This window comes from Burkholderia sp. BCC1972, assembly GCF_905339605.1.
GTDB lineage: Bacteria > Pseudomonadota > Gammaproteobacteria > Burkholderiales > Burkholderiaceae > Burkholderia.
The window spans coordinates 46,004-70,411 of sequence record NZ_CAJPGH010000006.1; the positions used below are offsets into that span (position 1 = coordinate 46,004).

Here is a 24,408-nt window from a genome sequence, read left to right on the forward strand (position 1 = left end):
ACGGGAACCGGGCGGATGAAAAAATTCTTTGCACTTCGTCCCAGTTGCCCTGATTGCATTGCACTTTGTGCATGTGGTGTCGTGGTGGTGATTATGGCCCGCTTCTGATGCAGATCCCCGTTTGATACAGGTATGGTTGTATGGAAGAAAATGAGTCGACACGCGCGGCAGAATTGCGAAATCCGTCACACAAGCAGGGGGTGTTTGCGAGGAAGCTTATTCATTGATGCGTCCCCAATATCGATTTCGCACTTGGTCACGCCGGATTTTTTCAAATCCTAATAATCATCCGAGGGTTTTCACCGTAAAATCGCGCGGGAAGTAAAAATAAACCACTGAGAGGCGGTATGGGCACGCGTGACATAGTCGTGGCAATCACTGGCGGATTAGCGCAGCAGGACCGTCTTCTAAAACTCGACACGCCGGCAGGTCAGAACGTCCTATTGCCCCATCGCGTGACCGGACGTTCTCGAATCGGCCGCGATTACCTCTTCCTGCTCGATTGCGTCTCCACGTCCAGCGATGTCCAGCTCAAAACGCTGATTTCCCAGGCCGTGACCCTCTGGATTCAGCAGGCCGATGGCTCCTATCTCCCGCATCACGGCTATGTGCATACGGCCCGTCGGCTGGGAGCAGACGGTGGCCTGACAAGCTATCAGCTCGGTTTTTCCTCGTGGATGCACTTCCTGAGGTTCCGTCGCGACCAGCGGCACTGGCAAGACAAGACCGCGGACGAAATCATTGCGGATGTATTCAATGAGCACCCGCAGGCGAAGGGCATGTACCGCTTTGCGCTCTCGATGCCGTTGCCGGCACGTTCCTATTGCAGGCAGGACGAGACCGACTGGAACTTCGTGCACCGGCTCCTGGAGTCGGAAGGTCTGTACGGTGTCTGGCAACAGGCTGCCGACGGCAAATCGCATACGCTTGTGATCACCGATCGCCTCGACACGCTCGAACCGCTGTCGCCGGCCACCGTTGAGTTCTATCGTGCGGGCATCCACACCGAGGCCGATGCACTGACCCAATGGGCAGGGACCCGCACGCTGCAATCCGTGTTGTTGTCAACGCGCACCTTCGACTACAAAAATCCTTCGACACCCTTCAATCCGAAAGCGACATCGGTGCCGACAATGGCGAACCAGGGCGCGTTGCCCGCACAAGCGGAAGTCTATGAATACACCGGTGGCTATACGTATCCGGAACAGGATCGAGGCGACCATCTGTCGAAAATCCGCATGGAGGAGTGGGAGTCGCAGGCCAAACGCTTTCACGGCATCGGCGGTCTACGTGCCATCGATGCGGGTCGGCGCTTCACGCTAACCGGACATCCGGAGCACGATCAGGACGCCGCGAACCAGAACGAATTCGCGAGCATCGAGGTGGAGTGGACCATCGAGAACAACCTACCGCTCTCCGGACATGAAACGAATTTTCCCCACAGCCTGAGTCATGCGCTGGCCGAGGCCCGTGGCGACGATTCCGCCCAGACGTTCGGCGTGTCCCATGCCGACGGATCGACAGGGTTTTACCGGATCGCCATCGAGGCGCAGCGCAGGGCGGTGCAGTACCGCAGTCCGTTCGATCATCATAAGCCCGAGGCGAAGCTGGAATCGGCAATCGTGGCAGGTCCGAAAGGGCAGGAATGCTATACCGACGAACTGAACCGGGTGAAGGTTCTGTTCATCTGGGATCGGCTCAACGAGGGTGACGAACGTGCGTCGTGCTGGGTGCGCATCGCACAGTCCGACACCGGTGAAGGCTATGGCGGCGTCCACATGCCGCGTGCGGGCGAGGAACTCCTGATCGGCCACATCGGCAACGATATCGACCGCCCAATTGCGCTGCATCGCGTGTACAACGGCGCGGCGAAACCGCAGTGGCATTCGAACGGCCTGCTGTCCGGCTATCAGTCACGGGAGTATGGCGGCGGTGGCGGTTACAACCAGCACGTCATGGACGATTCGACCGGCCAGCCTCGGATGCGTGTGATGAGTAGCCACGGCATGAGCAGCCTGCACCTCGGTTACCAGATCGTTCAGGACGGCAATACCCGGGGCGCCTATGTGGGTAGCGGTTTTACGCTGCGTACCGACAATGCCGGCGCGATTCATGCGGGCGAGGGACTGTACTTCAGCACCCATTCCACCAGCGTCGACGGCCAGCCGCTCGATACCAGCCAGCCACGCGAAATCCTGGCGCGGGCCGATCTACTGGTCGAGTCGCTGTCCTCCGCCAGCACGACGGCCAAGGGCGAAGATCTAAAGCCGGGACGCGAAGCCCTCGCCGCGTTCGCGAAGGCAACCCAGCATAGCAAGGCGGGTGTTTCCAAGGGCGGTAGCACGGCCGGTGGCGGGACCGGCAACGCGAACGTTTTCGCGAAACCCGTGATGCTCGGATCAAGTCAGGAAAGCATGGGCCTGACCACGCGTGCGTCGGCACAGCTGGTGGCCGACGAGCACCTGAATCTGGTGAGCGGCAAGGACACCTACTGGGCGGTCGGCAAATCACTGGTGGCGGGCGTCGCGGAAAAAATCAGCATCTTTGTTCAGCGTGCCGGCATGAAACTGATCGCGGGAAAAGGCGCGGTCGACATCCAGGCACTCAGCGACCAGTTGCGCCTGCTTTCCGAACTCGGCATGACGCTCAAGAGCAACAACGGCAGCATAGTGATCGATGCCAAGACTGAACTGATGCTCAAGTGTGGCGGTTCGTATATCCGGATTACCGCCGAAGGCATTGAGGACGGTACCCGCGGTGCGCGTACCGTCAAGTCGGCGTCGTTCAGCCGGCAAGGGCCCAGTTCGGTGGCCGAACACATGAACAGCCTTCCGAAGCCGGCGTTCAACGACAAGTACATCTTGCGCGACCGCATCACGGGCGATCCGCTCAAGAACCATCCGTACGAGATCGTTCGTGGCGATGGCACGCGCCTGAGCGGCGTCACCGACGAACTGGGCCATACGACCGAGCAGAAGAACAACGATATCGAAACCGTGATGATCCGTGCGCTGCGACCGGGCACCCGAAATTCCTAGGCAGCACTCGCAACCTCTACCGGCGAACATCCATGAGTGAAAATCAACCTGACAGCCCGGGCACGCCGGACCAGGATTTCGGCGACGACGAGGCCGAGCACGACGTCGTCCGTCTGGCATCGCATACCGATGAAGAGGGTGACTCCTACGCCCATGCCACCCTGACGCCGCCCGACGATACCCGAGCCAAGGAGACGTTGCATGACCTGCGCCCCATCATCCCGGTGATCTTCATTCCCGGCGTCATGGGTTCGCCCATCGTCACCAAGGACACCGGCAACGAGGCCTTCTTCGCGCCGAACATGGACACGGTCGGTGCGATGCTCGGCGGATTGTTGTCGGTCATCGTCGGGTGGTTTCAAAGCGCGTCGTCGCGCGAGACCCGTTTCGATCCTCTCAATGTGTCGGTGACACCGCTCGGGCCGATCAACGTAGGCGATGGCAAGACGATCACCGAAAAGGAGGCGCGGCGGCGCGGCTGGGGTTCGGTCTACCGCACCAGCTATCAGCCCGTGCTGCTGTGGCTTGAGCAGCAATTAAACAATCCCATGCTGTGCGGCGAGTTGCAAGGTGCCTGGTGCGAGCCCGATCCGAAAGGCAAGACGTGGACGCTGCATCCGGTGCTCGGCACCGCGCCGACACAATACGGGGCATACGGAAAAGGCGAGGCGATCACCGACGAATCCCCGGAGTTCAAGCGGTTCGTCAAGTTTCGCTATCGTGTCTACGCAATTGGCTACAACTGGCTTCAGTCGAACGACGATTCTGGGCGTGATGTGGTCACGGGTGTCGATTGCCCCGATCCGCAGACCAAGAAGAAAACGCGGCTCATGGGCATCACCGAGATCTGCAACGAGAACGACACGGGCAAGGCCATTATCCTGACGCATTCGATGGGTGGTCTGGTAGCTCGCTTTGCCGTGTTGAACCACGGCGCGGAAGGCTCGATCCACGGGGTATTTCACGGTGCGCAGCCGGCCACCGGGGCGCCGCTGGCGGCCAAGCGTTACAAGACGGGTGGCGGTCCCGAGGGTGGCATGAACGGATTCATCAACGGCAGCCTGCTCGGACGCGATGCGGACGAATTCATCGCGGTAATGGCGAACGCACCTGGGCCGATGGAATTGACACCGATGCCGGACTATAACAACGGCGCAGCATGGTGGATTTTCGCTCGACCTGACGGAACGATGGTCATGCAGTTCCCGAAGCATGGTGACGCCTACAACGAGCTGTATCTCAATGCTGATTGGTACGGTTTACTGCCAAAGGAAGATCAACTTGATCCGGCCAAACTGGTGAGAAAGCGACTGGGCAGGGATGCGAAAGGCGCCAATGTTCTGGTCAACCATTACAAGGACACCTTGAAGAAGGTGGTTAACCGGCAGAGCCAGTTGACGAACAATTACCATGGCAACACGTATGTCGCGTATGGCAACGGGGGGTTGGACACACGATCTCCCGCGTCCGGCACGACGACCGAGGCTACCAACAAGGACAATCCCACCATCGAGCAAGGGGAACTGACGAAGAACTTGCTGGCGTGGGGCAATGCCATCTGGACCGGCGACGTGCCGGCCGATGTGCAGGAATCCGAGCTCCGCGCGGCCAAGCTGCTGGACGATTCAGGCAAGGGTGAGATCCGCGTGCTGCTGCAGCAGCGCAATCTGAGCATCACGTTCACGATGCAGAAGACCAACAAGATCCCTGACGTGAGCGCCACAACCGACTGGGATCGTGTGGCGAGCAAGACCGGCATTATTCGAGGGGACGGCACTGTGCCGGCGTGGTCGGCGGACGCGCAAGCGCGCGGCCTGAAGCCGGATGTGCCGGGTGATCCGGCCCATGGCGTGCGAATGGCGTTCGTGCAGGCCGGGTATGAGCACATGAAGAGTTACGCGCATCCCTGGACACGCTGGGCGCTCCTCTACAGTGTGGTGCAGATCGTGAAGGATATCGATGTGCCGGGAGGTGCATGATGGCGCGTTTCGTTCGCACACTCTTTTTGCTGGCGGGCCTGTGTGCCTGCTCTCTCGCGTTTTCCGTGGAACCAACAATGAACAATCCGCTGCTGTCCAAAGTACGTCCGTGGTGCATCGGTCGCCTCGTGTTCGATCGCCCCGTTTCGAGCGAAATCTCGAATGAGAGTTACAAGTACCGCGGGGAAAAACTCGTCACGACGCACAACGTGCCCGCGGAGACATATAACGCCAAGGTCGCGGGGCGTGAGACGGAACTACGCACCAAGCAACGTGTGAATCCCGTCAATCTGAAGGAGAAGACGGGGCATGCGTGGCTGGAAAAGGCGTTTTCTCCGGTGCCACATTCGCGGGTTTTCGTCTTCAACGACTCGGTGGCGAAGGCGGCGGCATTACCGTTCGACACTGAAGGCTATTTGTTCGCCAACCGCACGCTCGTCCATACGACGAGCATGATCGGTCCGGATGTGCTGGACCAGGCCGAAAGCATCTATAACGACATCTACCGCCGCATCAAGGTGCGCGATAACTGGAACGTACCGACGGAATCGGGTTTCTGCTTCGATGGCGGCATCGTCACGGGTCCGTCGACCTATACGGAAGAGGTCAGCCAGTCGTTTGCGCTGATGCCGGGCCGGCCGGCGCTGCTGGTAATCAAGTTGCGCGACGCGATCGAAGAGGATCAAGCCCAGCCGCTCACCAGCAGCCTGTCCGCGTTGCGTGCGACACTCGATCGCATGCCCGGCAGCTATCGCATCCTGCGACAGGGCAAGCGGACAGTGGCCGGCATGGCCGCCGAGGAAGTGTTGTTTGCGCTGAAGGACGGCGACGTCACAGTGTATCGCTTCTACCTGCTCGCACCGGGGAATCCAGCGACGATGGCGCAGCCGCATACCTCCGTCGAACTGCTACTGGGTGCGCCGGCGCGCGACGACCTGCCGCCGGACCAGGCCACGTCGCCGGTCAGCGAAGCTGGGGCGCTGCAGACGTGGGACACGCTGGTGAACAGCCTGCGCGCGCGACCGGGCGCGGTCTGACCGGAGCCGAACGATGCGCCGCTACGATATCGTGAAAGGTGACCTGACGACGGTCGGTGGGATCGTGCAGGGCGGCGACGCGCACGATCTGCTCGGTGGCCGCGAGCAGGCGTATGAGACTGATCCGGTCTGGTGTCCTGTCTGCAAGACCATGGGACATATCCAGTGCGAAGGTCCGCGCGTCTCCACGACCGGACCCGATGGAAGGCAGGCGGCGCTGAGCGATGATCTGTGTGTCTGCGTGTGTACGCCACCACCACGCCTGGTGCCATCTCAGCAGACGTCGTATGTGGATGCGTAGCGTCGGCCGCGAGTTGCCGACGCCGACAGCGAATGTAGTTCTTTTCAGCTAGGGAGTCGTGTGATGGTCAAACAATGGATGGGAATGGTCCTGCTGCTGGCGTGGACGTTGGCTCTCTCCGGTTGCCAATCGTTCCGGGACTGCGTGCAGGCACTGGGCGGCGGCTGCCACTGATGCAAGGTATCGGCGGCTCCGGCGGAGCCGCTCCTGCCCCCTTGAGGTACTTCTTGATGCTTCTGGCGGCGATGCCCATGGCCAGCACAGACAACGCTGCGGCTGGTGCTAGCAGGCTGCGCCAGAAGGCACAGGCGATCTGCGCTAGGTCGAAGTTCAGTATGTGCCCGGCATGGTGCGATGCCTTGTTTAGGTCAGCAGGGGTACATGGCCGAGGGTCGTTGACTTCGACTATGCGCCAACGCTTGCCGCTCTCGATCCCTCGAGCGTGTGGCCGTCCGACATGAGTCTGGACCGCACGCGGCATATGTTCGGCCAAGTAGACCATCGCAAGTCGTACAAAAACAACAAAGCCGGCTCAAGGCCGGCTTTGTACGCGAAGCATAAGGCTGCACTTTTCAAGCAGAAGCATATCTTTGCACTTGGGGCAAAAATATCCTTCCTGTCTCATTGCGATCAGGCCTTTCAGATTCCGTTGGTGGAGCGGAGGAGGATCGAACTCCCGACCTTCGCATTGCGAACGCGACGCTCTCCCAGCTGAGCTACCGCCCCAACAGTCAATCATCATACACACGCATTTCTGCGCTTGGCAATAGGGGTTACGTCACCCCTGCAGCGTCACTTTGACGGCGCGCCGGCCAGCACCCATTCGACCACCGAACGGACGTCGGCGTCGCTCATGCGCGGATGCGCAGGCATCGGAATCGCGCCCCAGACGCCCGAACCGCCGTCCTTCACCTTCTTCGACAGCTTCGCGACGGCTTGCGGATCGGACTTGTAGCGCGCGGCGATATCCTTGAACGACGGGCCGACGAGCTTGCGGTCCACCGCGTGGCAGCCCATGCAGGCGTTGCTGCGCGCCACCTTCAGGCCGTCGCCGACGTCCGCGTGCGCGGCAGCGCCGAGCGTACCGGCCACGAGCGCCGCGGCCGCGGCACCCTGCACCATCCAGCGCTTCATCTGCTTCATCGGCACGCTCGTCATTGCTTCGGCGCCTTCGGGTTGCCCGGATGCACGTTCGACGAATTCGAGATCGGGGCCGGCGACTGCAGCGGCGCGGACTGCACCGACGCGTCGGGCACGGCGCCGACCGTCGCGCTGTCGGCCGGCGCGGCAGCAGCCGGCACGCCGGACGCGCCGCTCGCGGGCGACGCATCCTGCAGCGCCTGCGCGTCCTGCGGCTTCACGTACTGGAACACCTTCACGACCTTCTCGACACCCGGCACCTGGCTCGCGGCTTCCGCGCCGCGATTGCCTTCGTCCACCGTCACGAGGCCCATCAGGTAAAGGTTGCCGCGTTCGCTGACGACCTTGTAGTAGTTCGCCGAGATACCCTTCGTCGCGATCAGCTCGGACTTCACGCGCCCTTCGAGATACGAGTCGTTCGCGCGCGACGACAGCGACGACGCCGGCCCGACTGACAGCTCGTTGACGATGCCGTTCACGTTGTTGATGCCGCGCACGATTTCCTCGGCACGCTGCTTCGACGCATCGTTCGGCACTTCACCCGTCAGCAGCACGCGGCGGTTGAACACCGTCACGTTCACGTGCGACTGGTCCGGCAGCCCGTTGTTGATCTGCGAGAGCGACTTGACCTGGATCTCGCGGTCTTCCGTCTGCGCGCCGAGCGTCCGGCGATCGGTCGCGATCAGCGCGCCGCCGCCGGCCGCTGCGCCCACGACTCCGAGCACACAACCCTGCAGCGACACGGCAAGGCCCGCGGTCAGTGCGGCGAGCAGCGTGGTTCTGACGAGCGTCTGTTTGACGCGGCTTTGATTCATCGACGGCTCTCCTTCGTTCAATCCTCACCCAGCAGCATCGCGTCGATGCCGTCGCACAGGCAGTGGATGGTCAGCAGATGGACTTCTTGAATGCGTGCCGCGCGAACGGCGTGCACGCTGATCGGAATATCGGTATCGGACAGCGCGGCCGCGACTGCGTGGCCGTTGCCGCCCGTCAGCGCGACGACGGTCATCTCGCGCTCGTGCGCCTCGTCGATCGCCGCCAGCACGCGCGGCGACGCACCGCCCGAATCGAGCACCAGCAGGATGTCGCCGGTCTGGCCGAGCACGCGCACCTGCTGCGCGAACAGCTGCTCGGCGGCCACCGCACCCATGAGGCCGGCCTGCGACGCATCGGTGGCCAGCGCGATCGCGGGCAGGCCCGGACGCTCGCGCTCGAAGCCGCCGACGAGCGACGCGGCGAGATACTGCGCGGCGGCGGCCGACGGGCCCTCACCGCACGCAACGATCTTGTTGCCGTTCGCCAGCGCGGCGAACATCGCATCGACCGCGGCTGCGATCGGCAACGACAGTGCGTCGGCCGCTTCGGCGTGAAGCGCGGCGCTGTCGTGGAATTGTTGCTGAATACGTTCGACTGACATCGATTCCTGGTGAACTGGGCGCGTGGCACATATCGCGCGACATCGTGGGTGCGGCGAGTTTACCGTACTCCGGCACGCTCTCTGGGGGTCCGGCAAGAACTCTTTACATCTCGTCACACGTCGCGGCTACGCATCGTCGGTACGAAATGCGTCGCGCAGCCACGCGAGCCGGCCAGCCTCGAACGCGACGACGTCGAACCGGCACGCGGCACCGGCACCATGCCGCGCCCAGAACTGCAGCGCCGCCGCGACGAGACGCCGCCGCTTGCGCCAGCCGACGCTCGCGGCCGCGCCGCCGTGCCGGACACTGCGCCGTGCGCGCACCTCGACGAACACCAGCATGCCGTCGGGCTCGCGCATCACGAGATCGAGCTCGCCGCCGCGCATCGTCACGTTCGCCGCGACGAACCCGAGGCCGCGCCGCTCGAGAAACTGCCGCGCGCGCTGCTCGAACGCGGCGCCGACCGGTTTGGATCGCGCCGCGCCGGAAAAGTTGTCGCCCGCGCGCGCCAAACCGCGCCCGTCGCCCGGGCCGGCCGGCGCCGCGTGGCACAATGCCGACCTTGTTCCGCTTGCGCCGCGATTGCGTGCATTGCCTGCCATGACTGCCCTCCTCGAACTCGCGCATACGCAGCACTACCCGGACGCCGCGCTTTACGTGGTCGCCACGCCGATCGGCAATACGGCCGACATCACGCTGCGCGCGCTGCACGTGCTCGGCCTCGCCGACCGCATCGCGGCCGAAGACACCCGCAACACGGGCCAGCTGCTCGCCCGCTACGGGATCTCGAAGCCGCTCCTGGCCGTGCACGAGCACAACGAACGCGAAGCCGCCCAGCGCGTGATCGAACTGCTGCGCGGCGGCGAACGCGTGGCCTACGTATCGGACGCCGGCACGCCCGGCATCTCGGACCCCGGCGCGCGGCTCGTCGACGCGGTGCGCGCGGCCGGCTTCGCGGTGATCCCGCTGCCGGGCGCGAGCGCGGCCGTGACCGCGCTGAGCGTGGCCGGCGACTGGGCCGGCGCGTTCACGTTCGCGGGCTTCCTGCCGCCGAAGGCCAAGCAGCGCGCAACCGCGCTGCAGGCGCTGGTGTCGCATCCGTATGCGCTGGTGTTCTACGAAGCGCCGCACCGGATCGCCGAAACCGTCGCCGCGCTCGCCGATGCGTTCGGCCCCGCGCGCCGGCTGCTGATTGCGCGCGAACTCACCAAGCTACACGAGCAGCTGTTCCAGGGCACCCTGGCCGAAGGACAGACCTGGCTGGCCGGCGATGCGAACCGGCAGCGCGGCGAGTTCGTGCTGGTCGTCGAAGGCGCGCCGGCGGCGAGCGGCGAAGCCGACGACACCGCGCACGACGCGCTGCTCAAACTGCTGCTGGAAGAAGTGCCGGTGAAGAGCGCGGCCAAGCTCGCGGCCGCGCTGACGGGCGCCTCGCGCAACACGCTGTATGCGCGTGCGCTCGCGCTGAAGGAAGGGAAGGAAGGCTGACGCGCGACATTGCCGCGCCGAAACGATAAAGGGCTGCCGGAAGGCAGCCCTTTGTACTTGATGCGTGATCCCTGAATGCGTGAGCGGACGATCCGCCGCGTTACTTCGCCGAGATCGACGCGAACATTTCGTCGCGTGCCTCGCGCGCTTCCTGCGGCGACAGCCCTTCGATCTTCACGCGGCCCGTGCCGGCGTGCACGAGGCCGATCACCTTGGCAGCGGCATACGACAGGTCGAGCACACGGCCACGCTTGTACGGCCCGCGATCGTTGACCTTCACGACGACCCACTTGCCGGTCGACGAGTTCGTCACCTTGATGTACGACGACAGCGGCAGCGTGCGGTGCGCGGCGGTGAACGCGTTCATGTTGAAGCGCTCGCCGTTCGCGGTGCGGCGGCCATGGAAATCCCGCCCATACCACGACGCGCGGCCCATTTGGCGGAAGTCGGACACATCCTTGCCGTCGATCGGCTCGGCGTCGGCCAGCGACGACTTCTTCGCGTCCTTGCTGTCTGTAGCCGGCATCGATGCCAGCGCGGAATCGAAATTGAGTTGCTTGTCGGCGTCCGCCTTCGCGGCAGCGGCCGTCTTGTCGACTGCGTTCTTCTGGTTCGCGCTGCTGGTGGTCTGGCTGGGTGGCACCGCACAGCCCGTCAGCGCAAAAAATAATGCAATGGTCCCGAATCGACTCGGAAAACGTAAATTCATCGACGTGTCGCCTTCTGGTTCGGGCCGCTCCTTCACGACGCTGCGTCACTACGCAGGCACGCGGCCCGGACGGCAAATGCGTGCACGCCCCGCTCGGATGCGAGCAGGCGGCTAGCATGGGCGCGGCTTTCGTCTATGCCGCAACCGTCCTGATTAGTTTTCACGTCTGGCGCAACCTGTCCCCAACAGCCTGACCAGACCCCGCATGCCGCCATCGAACATGGTTTCACGTTCGCGCGCGTCGATACGACCAACGCACGGGAACGGCGGCACAGGCCTCATCCGGCGGCGCGGCAGCTGGGCCGCAAGGCGGGCGCGCAGCACCCGGCCGGACAAGACGTGAGCACCGAATATCGGTGCTGGATACACCGCCGGACTCCCCGGCGGCTGATGCTTGACGGTGAATCGGACGCCTCTTTTAACGGGGCCGAAACACCAGCGAATGGCATGAAATTCACGCGCAATGGAGCGCATTATACATAAATCAAAACCTTGTCTCGAAAAGCACCCCCGGCGGACCATTGATTCTCACTATGGCTGTAACAATCGACATGCTCGGGGAATGCCCGCATCGGTGCGTCGCGGCACGCGCCGCACGAACGGCAGGCGGCGCGCGCGACCGGTACAATCGCTCCTTTTAGCCGCCGGTGCCTCCATGAAAGTCACGCTCATTCCGGTCACGCCGTTCCAGCAGAACTGCTCGCTGCTTGTCTGCGAGAAAACGGGCCGTGCCGCCGTCGTCGATCCGGGCGGCGATCTCGACCGGATCCAGCAGGAAGTCGCGCGGCAGAACGTGCAGGTCGAGAAAGTGCTGCTCACGCACGGGCACATCGATCACTGCGCGGGCGCGAAGACGCTCGCGACGCACTACGGCGTACCGATCGAAGGGCCGCAGGAAGAAGAACGCTTCTGGATCGAGAAGCTGCCGATGCAGAGCGAACGCTTCGGCTTCCCGGCCGCCGACATCTTCGAGCCCGACCATTGGCTGAACGACGGCGACACCGTGCAGTTCGGCGACGAGACGCTCGAGGTCTATCACTGCCCGGGCCACACGCCCGGCCATGTCGTGTTCTTCAGCCGCGCGCATCGCGTCGCGATCGTCGGCGACGTGCTGTTCGCCGGCTCGATCGGCCGGACCGATTTTCCGCGCGGCAACCACGAGGATCTCGTCCGTTCGATCAAGGAAAAGCTGTGGCCGCTCGGCGACGACGTCACGTTCGTGCCGGGCCACGGCCCGGTGTCGACGTTCGGCGACGAGCGCCGCACGAACCCGTTCGTGTCCGACAAGGTATTCGGATGAACCAGACCGCCATCCCGGAAATTTACGTCAGCACCGACGTCGAGGCCGACGGCCCGATTCCCGGCCCGCACTCGATGCTCAGCTTCGCGTCGGCCGCCTACACCGAGGACAAGCAGCTGATCGCGACATTCTCGGCCAACCTCGAGACGCTGCCCGGCGCGCAGGCGCACCCGGTGCAGGAAGCGTGGTGGAAGACCGAACCCGACGCGTGGGCCGCGTGCCGGCGCGACCTGCAGGCGCCCGAGGCGGCGCTGGTCGCGTACGTCGACTGGGTCGAGGCGCTGCCCGGCAAGCCCGTGTTCGTCGCGATGCCGGCCGGCTTCGATTTCACGTTCATGTTCTGGTACATGATGCGCTTCGCGGGGCGCTGCCCGTTCTCGTGGTCCGCGCTCGACATCAAGACGCTCGCGTTCGCGATGACGGGCCTGCCGTACCGCAAGGCGATCAAGCCGCGCTTTCCGAAGCACTGGTTCGACGACCATCCGCATACGCACGTCGCGCTCGACGACGCGATCGAGCAAGGCGCGCTGTTCTGCAACATGCTCGCCGACCTGCGCCGGCAGCAGGCCGCGCTCGCAGGCCTCGCCGTGTCGGACACCGATCGGTCGGACAAGGCTGGGGCGGGACAAAACCCCACGGATCCGCGAGCAAATTAGCGAATCTCGCTCACCAGCGCCACACCAGATTGCCTTTCCTTTTCCGGCCCTCTAACATTCAGCATGTTGTTGCTGCCGCATGGAGGCGCAGGTGACGCTCGATTCCTTTTCGCAAAAAATCCTTCGCCTGTTGCAGCTCGACGCGCGCCGTTCCGTACAGGAAATTTCCGACCAGGTCGGCCTGTCGAGCACGCCGTGCTGGCGCCGCATCAAGGACATGGAACAATCAGGCGTGATCCAGCGCTACACGGCGCTGCTCGATCGCGAGAAGCTCGGCCTGCACGTCTGCGCGCTCGCGCACGTGCACCTCACGCGCCACAACGAAGGCGGCGTCGAGCAGTTCGAGCGCGAGATCGCAACCTGCCCGGAAGTCACCGAGTGCTACAGCACGACGGGCGAAGCCGATTACATCCTCAAGATCGTCGCGCCGGACATCAAGGCCTACGACGTGTTCCTGCACGAACGCATCTTCAAGATCCCGGCCGTGTCGCAGGTGCGCACGAGCGTCGTGCTGCGCGAAATCAAGTTCGACACGCAACTGCCGCTGTAACGCGCAGGCCGGCCCGGCTGGCGCTCGGCGAGCGCGATTGCCGGCCGCCGGTCACGCCTGCACGGGCATCGCGCGCGTGAAGCCGATCCGGCGCGCACCGAACTCGCGCTCCAGCGCGCCGACGTCGATCCGGCCGGCCAGCGCCGCATCGGGTTCGCGCGGATCGCTGGCGAGCGTCACGTCGATCTCGAGCCCCGTACTCAGGTAATGCAGGTTGATCGCCGTCGCCTGCAGGCCGCGCTGCGCGAGCGCCGCCTCGAGCCGTGCCGCGATCTCGCCGCGCGGCGGCAGCGCGAGCGCCGGGCGGCGCGCCGCGTCGTTCTCCGGGTCGACGTGAATCAGCGCATCGAGCACGCGCGGGTCGGTCAGCACGCGCGCACGCGCGGTTTCGGCAATGTAGTGCCCTTCGGAGACGGAGATCTTCGGATCGACGAGGATGTGCGCGTCGACGAGCGCGGCATCGCCCATCTTGCGCGTACGCAGGTCGTGCACGTCGCGCACGCCCGGCGTCGCCGCGAGCAGCGCGCGGATCTCGGCCGTGTCGGCCGTGTCGAGCGCGCGGTCGGACAGGTCCTGCAGCGCGTCATAGCCGAACGTCCAGCCCATCCGCGCGACCATGAAGCCGACGATCGCGGCCGCGATCGGGTCGAGCAGTTTCACGCCGGCCAGGCTGCCGACGATGCCGATGGCGACGACCAGCGACGACGCGGCATCCGAACGTGCATGCCACGCGTTCGCGACGAGCATCGCCGAACGCACGCGCCGCGCCTCGCGCAGCATGTAGCGAAACAGCGCCTCTTTCGACACGAGCACCGTCAGCGCGACGATCAGCGCGGAGAAATGGACGGCCGGAATGTTTTCGAGATTAACGAGGCGATCGCCGGCGCGCCAGAGCATGCCGATTCCGACTGCAATCAGGATCGCGCCGAGAAACAGCGACGCGACCGTCTCGTAGCGGCTATGGCCGTAATTGTGGTCGGCATCCGGCGATGCACCGCTGTGGCGATTCGCAACCAGCACGACAAAATCCGAGATCAAATCGGATATCGAATGCACGCCGTCGGCAATCAATGCCTGCGAATGCGCAATCGTACCGACGACGATCTGAAATGTCGCAAGCACGACATTCAGCACAATACTGACGAGCGTGCTCTTGCGCGCAACGGCGTGCTTATCTGCGCTCTGCGCGTCGCCGGAAAACGTGGACATGAAATATGAGATATCGGTGAGCGATGCGCAATTCTATCAAACGCGCCTCGCGAACCCGCCCAATACCCACAAATTTCTTATTTAAATCAATCGCTTATGCGAACGTGTCGCATTTTCATTCACATTGAATCATTACATTTTCATGACAATGCGTGCACACCGGCGGTGCCCGGAAACAAAAAAGCCGCGCTCCTGAACGGATACGCGGCTCTTTCGAAGCGCGGGCGACTTAAAAAAACGCTTAAATCGCAAACTGCTCGCGGTTCTTGCCGGCAATCCAGCGCGGCGGCTTGCCACGGCCCGACCACGTCGCGCCCGTTTCCGGATCGCGGTACTTCGCGGCCACGCCGGCGCGCGGACGGCCAACCTTGCCTGCCTTCGCGCGGCTGAGACCGAGTTCGGCGAGCGAAAAGCCGTAGTCGGCAATTTTCTGCTTCACGTCATTCAGCACTTCAGCGTATTCACGCGACTTCGCTTCTTCGATTTGCTTCTCCAGCTTCTCCCGCTGGGCCAGCAGGTCCTTGTAAGAAGACATAGTTTCCCTTTCTATCTGACTAATGGCGCCGGTCTGCAGCCAGCTCACCATTCATGAAATATATGTGCCTCGGATTTTCGAAGGCAGAGATTAGCACAAAAAAGATTTGATAGAAGCGAGATTCACGAAAATCCCGAGACCAATTGTAATTCGCACATGTCAATTTGACCGGCCGCGGCCTTTTCTCAAATTTTTACGTCCGTGTACAGAGATTAGGACATTAGCGATTGTCTATTAGGTCTATCAACATACGCAATTACCCTGTATTCGGAAAAATAGAAGCTTTCATCGGACGACAGTTTTGCTAAAAATCACATGACGTGGTTTGCTAAACGGACAAGTCACTGACCCGCGACGTCACGTCACATCGCGCGCGCATGCAATCAGCCGGTCGCGCAGCGCGCCGATATCGGCCGACGGCGCATCGAATGGCGTGCGCACGCGGCGGCCGTCGTATCGCCAGTCGGCACCGTGACGATCGACGCCGAGCAGGTCGAGCCCGTCGCGACGTGCGTCGCCGGCATCGTAGGCGTTCCACAGCGCCTGCTCGTCGTCGAACGCGAGCGGCGGCCATGCGCCGAGATGCGTGCCTTCGACCCAGCCCATCCGCCCGAACCCGCCGATATAGCGGAGCCGCTCGATATCGAGCGCCCAGAACGAGAAATCGCCGAGTGCGAGATAGCGCGCGGCGTCCGGCTCGTAGCGCAGGTAGCGCGCAGCGGCATGCGGATCGTCGCCGAGCGGCACGAACCGGCCGAGCAGCGTCGCGCGCTCGGCATTCAGCACGTCGCCATCCGGCGCGTCGACGACCAGGAAGCCCGACCGCTGATCGGCGGCGAGATTGCGCGTGTGCTCGGCCAGGCCGCTGACGAGGATCACGGGCCGATGGCTTGCATCGGGCGCAAACGGGACGACCGTCGGATACGGGAAACCCTGCGGTTCGCGCGTATGGGTGGCGAGCGTGCCGAGCGCACAACGGTGCAGCAAATGCAACGCGAGGGCGGGATCGATGTTCAAGAGGACTCCTGCGGTCGAAGGGCGGCGCATCGTTCATGCCGCATGCACTTCGATGTTACCCGCCGATGCGGCACGCCGCGCGTCGGCCAGACGGCCGATGCAGTCCGGTCGGCCGATCGTCGGCCGAATGGGCAGCGCCCGGCAGGATCGTAAGCGGTTCGATAGAATCGGACAATTCCGACGGACGCCGCGTGCGTCCGTGCATTTCCTGACGAGCCTTCCCGTGTCCGAATCCTCTTCTCCGCAGTCGTCGTCCCCGTTCGCCGCGCCGCCCGCCGCGCATCGCGCGCTGCCGCTGCCGGCCCGCCAGCGCGCGCGCACGGCGTCGATGGCGCTGTTCTTCGTCGCCGGCATGATGTACGCGTCGTGGGGCGTGCACGTGCCGACCGTGCGCGACAAGTTCGCGCTGAGCCCCGGCCTGCTGTCGATCGCGCTGTTCGCGGTCGCCGGCGGCTCGATCGCCGCGATGCTGACCGTCGCGCGCTGGATCACCCGCGTCGGCTCGCGCACCGCGTGCCTCGCCGGCGGGCTCGTGATGGCCGCGTGCGCGGCGCTGATCCTCGTCGTGCCCGACTACGGGATGCTGCTCGCGGTGCTCGCGCTGTTCGGCTTCTCGATGGCCACGCTCGACGTCGCGATGAACGCCGAGGCCAGCGCGGTCGAGATCGCGCTCGGCAAACCGATCATGTCGTCGCTGCACGGGATGTTCAGCATCGGCGGGATGTCGGGCGCGGCCGCCGGCGGCGCGCTGCTGTCGGCCGGCATGGCGCCGGCCGTGCATCTCGCGCTCGCGGCGGCCGTGAGCGCCGCAGTGCTCGTGGCCGCCAGCCCGGCCGTGCTGCCGCAGGTGCCGCACCACGAACACGCGCACGGCGGCGGCAATCGCTGGCGCTCGGCCGCGTTGTGGATGCTCGGCGGCATCGCGCTGATCGCACTGATCGCCGAAGGCGCGATGTACGACTGGGCGACGGTCTACATGCGTGACGTGGTCGCGGCGAGCCCCGCGCTCGCGAGTGCCGCGTATGCGGCGTTCTCGGGCGGGATGGCCATCGCACGCTTCGCGGGCGACGCCGTACGCGCGCGCTTCGGCGCGCCGCAGCTCGTGTTCGCGAGCGCGTCGCTCGCGTGCGCGGGGATGATCGGCGCGCTGCTGCTGCCGAATCCGGTCGTGGTACTGACCGGTTTCACGCTGATGGGCCTCGGCCTCGCGAACATGATGCCCGTGCTGTTCGCCGCCGCCGCGCGCGTGAAGGGCATCCACGCGGCCGAAGGGCTCGCGCACGTGGCCGGGCTCGCGTATTTCGGACTGCTGTCCGGTCCGGTCGTGATCGGTGCGGTCGCGCAGGCCGCGAACCTGACGATCGGCCTGTCGGTCGTCGCGCTGTGCGCGGCGCTCGTCGCGATCATCGCGCCGAAGGTGCTCGCGCACCTGAAGATCTGACGGCACGGCGCCGGCCGGGCCGAACGGCCAAAAAGAAAGCGCGCATGCGTTGCCGCATGCGCGCTTTCACCCCTTCTGTTGACCGCTCGTCGCGTTACATCTTCACTTCGTCGAGCAGCGACTTCTTGCCGCTCTTGTAGTTGTACAGCGAGATCACGCCGTGCTGCAGGTCGCCCTTCGAGTCGAAGGTCGTCGTGCCGATCACGCCCGTGTACTTCGTCGCCGGCATCGCCGCGAGGATCTTCGCCGGATCCGTCGAGTCCGCGCGCTTCATCGCGTCGGCGATGATGTACACGGCGTCATACGTGAACGGTGCGTAGATCTGGATCGGCTGGCCGAAGCGCTTCTCGTACTTCGCCTTGAACGCGCCGCCGCCCGGCATCTTCTCGAGCGAAGCACCGGCTTCCGAGCACACGATGTTGTCGGTCGCGTCGCCGGCCAGGTCGGCCAGCTTTTCCGTGCACACGCCGTCGCCCGCGAAGATCTTCGCGCGCAGGCCGAGCTGCTTCGCCTGCTTCGCGAACGGGCCGCCGGTGGCGTCCATGCCGCCGTACATGATCGCGTCCGGATTCTCGCCCTTGATCTTGGTCAGAATCGCGCGGAAGTCGACTGCCTTGTCGTTCGTCGCGTCGTGCGACAGCACCTTCAGGCCGAGCGCCTTCGCCTTCTTCTCGAACTCGTTCGCGAGACCCTGGCCGTATGCGGTCGAATCGTCGACCACCGCCACGCTCTTGACACCCTTCGAGTGCGCGTAGTTCGCCAGTGCCGGGCCCTGCTGCGCATCGGTCGCGACCACGCGATACGTGGTCTTGAAGCCTTGCTGCGTGTAGGCCGGGTTGGTCGCCGACGGCGAGATCTGCACGATGCCCGCATCGCTGTAGATCTTCGAGGCCGGGATCGACGTACCCGAGTTCAGGTGGCCGACCACGGCGACGACCTTGTCGTCGACGAGCTTCTGCGCAACCTGCGTGGCCTGGCGCGGGTCGGCCGCGTCATCCTGCGGGTCCAGTTGCAGCGTGATTTTCTGGCCGCCGACCGTGAGACCCTTCGCGTTGATCTCTTCGACTGCGAGACGTGCGCCGTTTTCGTTGTCCTTGCCCAGGTGTGCAATGCCGCCCGTCAACGGCGCGACGTGGCCGATCTTGACGACTTGATCGGCGGACGCGTTGCTTGCAGCTGCAGCACACAGCATCGCCGCTGCGGTGATCGGCAACAGCTTTTGCATCTTGATATTCATGTAAGTCTCCAGTTCGGTCCCAATAAACGCCATCGCCCGGTGCCCCGCTGCCATCCCTGTGTTTGCAATCACTGGACGATTCGCCGGTTGCATCCTTCATGCACTTGGCCTCAAGCACGTGAAAAACAGCCGCTTTTAGCAGCCGCCCGTCCGTACTTGCGCGCAAGTGTAGGTGATCAAATTAATTTGTGGGACTTTTTTGGGGTAGTGGTAACACTACTGATATGCACGCTTTGGAATGAAGACTCGAATATCGTCGCAAGCCCCGCCGGATAAGGGTTTCCGCTAGTTTTCGGCAGCTTGCCGAAAGGTCGATTCAATCGATTCCCGGGGCATTTCGATTCGGTATTTTGTGCGCGGGATCATTGAATGAAACGCGCGTGACAACGCGCGCGTTTCATCGTCCGATATGAACGATTCAGGCGAACGACGCACGCCATTCCGCGTCGAGCGCCGTGACGAGCTGCGACGTCGTCAGCGCATCGCCGCGCCGCCGCGCGAGCGGCGCGCCCTGCCCGGCCCACAGCGACAGGTAGTCGCCGTCGTTCGCGCGCGCGGCCGCCTGGCGCAGCGGCTGCGTCAGCGCGTTCTGCACCGGGTACGGCGCGACGTCGGCCACGTGTTCGCCGAGCCGCGCCATCAGCGTGTTGCGCAACCCGCGCGCGTGGCGGCCGGTGATCGCGCGTGTGACCTGCGTCGACGTATCGGTGCTCGCGAGCAGGCGCGCCTTCCAGTCCGCCGCGATCGCGCTTTCCGCACAGGTGAGGAACGCGGTGCCGAGCTGGGCGCCCTGCGCGCCGAGCGCGAGCGCGGCCGCGATCCCGCGGCCGTCCATGATGCCGCCCGCGGCGAGCACGGGCAGGCCGGTCGCGTCGACGAGCTGCGGCACGAGCGCGAGCGTGCCGATCAGCGCATCGTCGGCGGAACCGATGAACGTGCCGCGATGGCCGCCCGCCTCGGCACCCTGCGCGGACAGCGCATCGGCGCCGGCCGCCTGCCACGCGAGCCCTTCGGCCACGTGCGTCGCGGTGCCGATCACATAGGTGCCGGCCGCCTTCAGGCGCGCGACGTCGGCCGCGTCGAGCACGCCGAACGTGAAGCTCGCGACCGGCACGCGCAGCGCGACGAGTGCATCGAGCTGCGCGCGGAAGTCGGGCGCGTAGCGGGCCGGCGCCGTGCCCGGCGGCAGGCCGAGCGTCGCGTTCAGCGGGTCGATCGCGGCCAGTGCGCGCGCGACGGTCGCCGCATCGGGCGCGGCGTCATCGGGCAACACGAACAGGTTGATCGCGAACGGGCGATCGGTCGCCGCGCGGATCGCCGCGACTTCGGCCTCGATACGCTCGGGCGCGAGCGCGCCGGCGCCGAGGCTGCCGAGCGCGCCGGCGTTCGATGCGGCGGCGACCATCGCGGTCGTGGTCGCGCCGACCATCGGCGCCTGCACGAGCGGCAGGCGCAGGCCGAAGCGTTCGGAAAAGGCGGTGGAAAACAGACGGGCAGACATGGCGAATCCTTCGATGACGATGCGCGAAAGCGCTTTGTAAAGGCCGGTACATCGACTCTATCGAAGCGGCGCAGCGCCGAAAAATGAATAATCGAGATCGAAACGATCGCTGCGCGAGAAGCGGGCGTGTGCACTGCAGCACCCGACGATTGGTGGCACACTAGGCCGCCCTCTTTCACCCCGGGGTGCGCATCGCGCATCCCGTTCGCCAGGAGTTCAGAACGTGACTGCCCAATGGATCGACATCCCGACCGGTAACGACAGCTTCGGCGGCTATCTCGCGCTGCCCAAGCGCGGCAAGGGCCCTGCCGTCATCATCATCCAGGAGATCTTCGGCGTGAACTCGCACATCCGCGCGGTCGCCGAGCAATACGCGTCCGACGGTTTCGTCGCGCTCGCGCCGGACGTGTTCTGGCGCACGCAGCCGCGCGTCGAGCTGACCTACGACGGCGCGGATCGCGACAAGGGCATCGAGCTGATGAAGAAGACCGACGTCGGTCTCGCGGTGGCCGACATCGGCGCGGCGGCCGACGCGTTGCGTGCACGCCCCGAAGTGGCCGGCAAGGTCGCCGCGATCGGCTACTGCTTCGGCGGCCAGCTCGCGTACCGCGCGGCCGCGACCGGCAAGCTCGACGCGGCGGTGTCCTATTACGGCGGCGGCATCCAGAACGCACTCGACCTCGCCGGCAAGGTCACGCAGCCGATCCTGTTCCACTACGCCGAAAACGACCACGGCATCCCGCTCACGGCCGTCGACCAGGTGAAGGCCGCGTTCGCCGGCCGCGGCCACGCGTCGTTCCACGTGTACCCGGGCGCCGAGCACGGCTTCAACTGTACGGACCGCGCGTCGTACAACCAGCGCGCAGCGGCGCTCGCGCACGGCCGCACGCTGACGTTCCTCGCCGAGCACCTGTAAATAACGCCCGGCCGCGGGCCCGGCGCGCCGGGCCCGCGTTATGCTCCCATCATCGCCACGTGTCACGACGGGGGTGACTGCGATGCACTCGGACTATCTCGCGCATGACGCAACCGGCCTCGCGGCGCTCGTGCGCGACCGCAAGGCCAGCCCGCGCGAACTGCTCGACGCCGCGATCGGCCAGGCCGAAGCGGTCAACGGCGCGATCAACGCGATCGTGCTGCAGGATTACGAAGCCGCGCGCCAGCGCGCGACCGCCGCGCCCGAACCCGGCGCCGACGCGCCGTTCGCGGGCGTGCCTTATCTCGTCAAGGATCTCGGTGCGGCCGTCGCCGGGCTGCCGCTGTCGATGGGCAGCCGGCATTACCGGTATTTCGTGCCGGCCGACGATTCGCCGGTGATCGCACGCAGCCGCGCGGCGGGCCTGAACGTGTTCGGCAAGACCAATACGTCGGAAATCGGCCAGATGCCGTACACCGAACCCGAGTTGTTCGGCGCGTGCCGCAATCCGTGGAATCTCGACCACACGCCCGGCGGCTCGAGCGGCGGCGCCGCGGCGGCCGTCGCGGCCGGCATCGTGCCGCTCGCGCATGCGTCCGACGGCGGCGGCTCGATCCGCATCCCCGCATCGTGTTGCGGGCTGTTCGGCCTGAAGCCGAGCCGCAACCCGGCACTCGTCGACCTGCCGTCGAACGGCGAGCTCGTCGTCCAGCATGCGATATCGCGCAGCGTGCGCGACAGCGCACTGCTGCTCGACGTGACGACCGGCCAGACGCTGCCGGCCGGCGCGCCCGGCACCTTCCTCGGCGCACTCGACACGCCGCCCGGCCCGCTGCGGATCGGTTTCGTCGTCGATCCGATGCTCGCGCCGGCGCTCGCCGACGACACGCGCGCGGCGCTCGACGATGCGGCCGCGCTGCTCGAATCGCTCGGCCACCATGTCGAACCGGCGACGTTGAACGTCGACTACGCGCGTGCGGCCGAGACCTTCCTCACGCTGTGGGCGACGATCGCCGAGGAAATGGTGCTCGGCGCGCGCGAGCTGACGGGCCGCACGCCGCGACGCGGCGAATTCGAGGCCGCGACGTGGGCGATGGCCGTGGTCGGCCGGCGCCTCGCGCGCACGCGCCTGCCGGACGTGCTCGAATGGCAGCGCCAACTGACCGTGCAGGTGTCCGGCCTCGTGTCGCGCTACGACGCGATCCTGTGCGCGTCGCTCGCCGCGCCGCCGGTGAAGATCGGCGAGCTGCAGCCGACGCCGTTCGAATCCGCGCAGATGAAGCTGCTTGCCGCGCTGCCGGTGAAACCCCTGCTGAAGGAAATGCTCGCGAAGTCGTCGGAGAAGGCGTTCGCGTGGGCCGGCTGCACCGAGCTCTTCAACCTGACCGGCCAGCCGGCGATGTCGGTTCCGCTCTACTGGAATGCGCGCGGGCTGCCGATCGGCGTGCAGTTCGCCGCGCGCCACGCCGACGAAGCGTTGTTGCTGAAGCTCGCGCGGCAGCTCGAACAGGCGCGGCCGTGGTTCGACCGCCGCCCGCCGCTGATGCAGGCGCAGCGCTGACGCGGGCAAGCGCCTCCGCCGCACGTCACGCATCAACCGTCACGACGAAAAAAGCCCCGCCGGCGAACCCGGCGGGGCTTGTGCGCATGCAACCGCGTGACCGCGCCTTGACCGCGCTTACACGGCGAGCCGTTCGCAGATCGTTCGCGTGGCGGTCGCCGCGTTCAGCGTGTAGAAGTGCAGGCCCGGCACGCCCGCATCGATCAGGCGCTGGCACAGGCCCGTGACGACGTCCGCGCCGAACGCGCGGATCGACTCGCGATCGTCGCCGAAGCTCTCGAGCCGGCGCGCGACCCAGCGCGGCACTTCGGCGCCGCACATCTCGGAGAAGCGCATCAGCTGCGAGAAGTTCGTGATCGGCATGATGCCCGGCACGATCGGCACGTCCACACCCAGCTTGCGCGCATCGTCGACGAAGCGGAAATACGCGTCCGCGTTGAAGAAGTACTGCGTGATCGCGGAATTCGCGCCGGCTTTCACCTTGCGCGCGAAATTCTCGAGATCGGCCTTCGGCGAGCGCGACTGCGGGTGGTACTCCGGATAGCCGGCGACTTCGATGTGGAACCAGTCGCCATGCTCGGCGCGGATGAAGCTGACGAGCTCGGACGCATAGCGCAGCTCGCCGACCTCGCCCATCCCCGACGGCAGGTCGCCGCGCAGCGCGACGATGTGCCGGATGCCGTGCGAGCGGTACTGGTCGAGGATCGCGCGCAGGCTGTCGCGCGACGAGCCGATGCACGACAGGTGCGGCGCGGCCTCGAGGCCGTCCTTCTGCATGTCGAGCACGGTATCGAGCGTGCCTTGCTGCGTCGAGCCGCCGGCGCCGAACGTCACGGAGACGAATTTCGGCTGCAGCGGCAGCAGCTGCGCGCGCGTCGCGCGCAGCTTCTCGACGCCGTCCGCCGTCTTCGGCGGGAAGAATTCAAACGAGAGTTCGATCGGTTTCATGATTCGATGGGGTTGGGCCTGCGCCCGCCGGCCCGTCAGCCGATGTCGCGCTGGCCGAAGATCAGGGCGGACAGCAGCCACGACACGATGCTGTACAGGATCGAACCGAAGAACGCGGACCAGAATCCCGACACCTCGAAGCCCTTCAGCAGCGACGATGCGAACCAGAAGCACAGCGCGTTCACGACGAGGATGAACACCCCGAGCGTAACGATCGTCACGGGCAGCGTCAGCAGGATCAGCACCGGACGGATCACCGTGTTGATCAGGCCCAGCACGACCGCGATGATCAGCGCGGTGCCGAAGCTCTTGATGTGGATCGACGGCACGAGATACGTGATGATCAGCAGCGCGAGCGCGTTGATGACCCAGGTGAGGATGACGCTCATGGAGTGCTCCGGTTCAGTGGTCGATCGGTACGATCGAT

The 24,408-nt window shown here is 65.1% G+C and carries 23 protein-coding genes and 1 tRNA gene; 11 read left to right on the forward strand and 13 right to left on the reverse strand.

Annotated elements, in window-relative coordinates:
- Positions 1-347: 347 nt before the first annotated feature.
- The 4 genes from U5798_RS11485 (at position 348) to U5798_RS11500 (ending at position 6,355) form a co-directional block, all read left to right on the forward strand.
- Positions 348-3,038, forward strand: a complete 2,691-nt coding sequence (locus U5798_RS11485; RefSeq protein WP_322082089.1) for a type VI secretion system Vgr family protein — start codon at positions 348-350, stop codon at positions 3,036-3,038.
- Positions 3,039-3,070: 32 nt separating this feature from the next.
- Complete coding sequence (locus U5798_RS11490; protein ID WP_322082090.1) at positions 3,071-5,017, forward strand: alpha/beta hydrolase; 1,947 nt, start codon at positions 3,071-3,073, stop codon at positions 5,015-5,017.
- Between the two features lie 77 nt (positions 5,018-5,094).
- Positions 5,095-6,054, forward strand: coding sequence for a T6SS immunity protein Tli4 family protein (locus U5798_RS11495; RefSeq protein ID WP_322082091.1), 960 nt, complete (start codon positions 5,095-5,097; stop codon positions 6,052-6,054).
- Positions 6,055-6,067: 13 nt separating this feature from the next.
- Positions 6,068-6,355 carry a PAAR domain-containing protein gene (locus U5798_RS11500; RefSeq protein ID WP_322082092.1) on the forward strand — a complete coding sequence of 96 codons (288 nt, stop codon included), beginning with the start codon at positions 6,068-6,070 and terminating at the stop codon, positions 6,353-6,355.
- A gap of 650 nt (positions 6,356-7,005) precedes the next feature.
- On the opposite strand, the gene U5798_RS11505 is transcribed toward U5798_RS11500, so the two are convergent.
- The 5 genes from U5798_RS11505 to U5798_RS11525 form a co-directional block, all read right to left on the reverse strand.
- Positions 7,006-7,081 (reverse strand) — tRNA-Ala (locus tag U5798_RS11505).
- Between the two features lie 66 nt (positions 7,082-7,147).
- Entirely contained in the window at positions 7,148-7,498 is a 351-nt protein-coding gene (locus U5798_RS11510) for a c-type cytochrome (RefSeq protein ID WP_415859493.1), read from the reverse strand.
- Positions 7,499-7,509: 11 nt separating this feature from the next.
- A complete protein-coding gene (locus U5798_RS11515; protein WP_322082094.1) occupies positions 7,510-8,310 on the reverse strand; it encodes a BON domain-containing protein in 801 nt (266 codons plus the stop codon).
- Positions 8,311-8,327: 17 nt separating this feature from the next.
- On the reverse strand, positions 8,328-8,912 hold the full coding sequence (locus U5798_RS11520) for an SIS domain-containing protein (protein WP_322082095.1): 585 nt from the start codon (positions 8,910-8,912) through the stop codon (positions 8,328-8,330).
- Positions 8,913-9,038: 126 nt separating this feature from the next.
- Positions 9,039-9,467 carry a YraN family protein gene (locus U5798_RS11525; RefSeq protein ID WP_322082195.1) on the reverse strand — a complete coding sequence of 143 codons (429 nt, stop codon included), beginning with the start codon at positions 9,465-9,467 and terminating at the stop codon, positions 9,039-9,041.
- 46 nt (positions 9,468-9,513) lie between these two features.
- Between U5798_RS11525 and rsmI the strand changes: the two genes are divergently transcribed.
- Positions 9,514-10,401: a 16S rRNA (cytidine(1402)-2'-O)-methyltransferase gene (gene rsmI / locus U5798_RS11530; protein ID WP_322082096.1), complete on the forward strand. Its 888-nt coding sequence runs from the start codon at positions 9,514-9,516 to the stop codon at positions 10,399-10,401.
- Between the two features lie 100 nt (positions 10,402-10,501).
- Here rsmI and U5798_RS11535 read toward each other — a convergent pair whose 3' ends face one another.
- A complete protein-coding gene (locus U5798_RS11535) occupies positions 10,502-11,110 on the reverse strand; it encodes a septal ring lytic transglycosylase RlpA family protein (protein WP_322082097.1) in 609 nt (202 codons plus the stop codon).
- Between the two features lie 655 nt (positions 11,111-11,765).
- Between U5798_RS11535 and U5798_RS11540 the strand changes: the two genes are divergently transcribed.
- From U5798_RS11540 to U5798_RS11550, 3 genes are all read left to right on the forward strand, one after another.
- A complete protein-coding gene (locus tag U5798_RS11540; protein WP_124456583.1) occupies positions 11,766-12,410 on the forward strand; it encodes an MBL fold metallo-hydrolase in 645 nt (214 codons plus the stop codon).
- On the forward strand, positions 12,407-13,066 hold the full coding sequence (locus U5798_RS11545; RefSeq protein ID WP_124456584.1) for an exonuclease: 660 nt from the start codon (positions 12,407-12,409) through the stop codon (positions 13,064-13,066). Before U5798_RS11540 ends, U5798_RS11545 begins: the two co-directional genes overlap by 4 nt.
- A gap of 79 nt (positions 13,067-13,145) precedes the next feature.
- Positions 13,146-13,616: an Lrp/AsnC family transcriptional regulator gene (locus U5798_RS11550; RefSeq protein ID WP_006477376.1), complete on the forward strand. Its 471-nt coding sequence runs from the start codon at positions 13,146-13,148 to the stop codon at positions 13,614-13,616.
- Positions 13,617-13,667: 51 nt separating this feature from the next.
- Here U5798_RS11550 and U5798_RS11555 read toward each other — a convergent pair whose 3' ends face one another.
- The 3 genes from U5798_RS11555 to U5798_RS11565 all read right to left on the reverse strand — a co-directional run bounded on the left by U5798_RS11555 (position 13,668) and on the right by U5798_RS11565 (position 16,377).
- On the reverse strand, positions 13,668-14,825 hold the full coding sequence (locus U5798_RS11555) for a cation diffusion facilitator family transporter (RefSeq protein ID WP_124456585.1): 1,158 nt from the start codon (positions 14,823-14,825) through the stop codon (positions 13,668-13,670).
- Positions 14,826-15,066: 241 nt separating this feature from the next.
- A complete protein-coding gene (locus U5798_RS11560; RefSeq protein WP_006491875.1) occupies positions 15,067-15,360 on the reverse strand; it encodes an H-NS family nucleoid-associated regulatory protein in 294 nt (97 codons plus the stop codon).
- Positions 15,361-15,717: 357 nt separating this feature from the next.
- Positions 15,718-16,377, reverse strand: coding sequence for a HugZ family protein (locus U5798_RS11565; RefSeq protein WP_322082098.1), 660 nt, complete (start codon positions 16,375-16,377; stop codon positions 15,718-15,720).
- Positions 16,378-16,600: 223 nt separating this feature from the next.
- Between U5798_RS11565 and U5798_RS11570 the strand changes: the two genes are divergently transcribed.
- On the forward strand, positions 16,601-17,818 hold the full coding sequence (locus U5798_RS11570; protein WP_322082099.1) for an MFS transporter: 1,218 nt from the start codon (positions 16,601-16,603) through the stop codon (positions 17,816-17,818).
- 94 nt (positions 17,819-17,912) lie between these two features.
- Here the strand turns inward: U5798_RS11570 and U5798_RS11575 are convergent, their stop codons facing one another.
- Both U5798_RS11575 and U5798_RS11580 read right to left on the reverse strand, forming a co-directional pair.
- A complete protein-coding gene (locus tag U5798_RS11575; protein ID WP_124456588.1) occupies positions 17,913-19,055 on the reverse strand; it encodes a branched-chain amino acid ABC transporter substrate-binding protein in 1,143 nt (380 codons plus the stop codon).
- Positions 19,056-19,473: 418 nt separating this feature from the next.
- Positions 19,474-20,556, reverse strand: a complete 1,083-nt coding sequence (locus U5798_RS11580; RefSeq protein WP_322082100.1) for a nitronate monooxygenase — start codon at positions 20,554-20,556, stop codon at positions 19,474-19,476.
- 223 nt (positions 20,557-20,779) lie between these two features.
- On the opposite strand from U5798_RS11580, the gene U5798_RS11585 reads away from it, so the two are divergent.
- Both U5798_RS11585 and U5798_RS11590 read left to right on the forward strand, forming a co-directional pair.
- Positions 20,780-21,472: a dienelactone hydrolase family protein gene (locus U5798_RS11585; RefSeq protein ID WP_322082101.1), complete on the forward strand. Its 693-nt coding sequence runs from the start codon at positions 20,780-20,782 to the stop codon at positions 21,470-21,472.
- 82 nt (positions 21,473-21,554) lie between these two features.
- Complete coding sequence (locus U5798_RS11590; RefSeq protein ID WP_322082102.1) at positions 21,555-23,033, forward strand: amidase; 1,479 nt, start codon at positions 21,555-21,557, stop codon at positions 23,031-23,033.
- A 117-nt stretch (positions 23,034-23,150) separates the two neighbouring features.
- On the opposite strand, the gene metF is transcribed toward U5798_RS11590, so the two are convergent.
- Positions 23,151-23,981, reverse strand: a complete 831-nt coding sequence (gene metF / locus U5798_RS11595) for a methylenetetrahydrofolate reductase [NAD(P)H] (RefSeq protein WP_322082103.1) — start codon at positions 23,979-23,981, stop codon at positions 23,151-23,153.
- A gap of 35 nt (positions 23,982-24,016) precedes the next feature.
- Complete coding sequence (locus U5798_RS11600; protein WP_006477367.1) at positions 24,017-24,370, reverse strand: phage holin family protein; 354 nt, start codon at positions 24,368-24,370, stop codon at positions 24,017-24,019.
- Between the last annotated feature and the right edge of the window lie 38 nt (positions 24,371-24,408).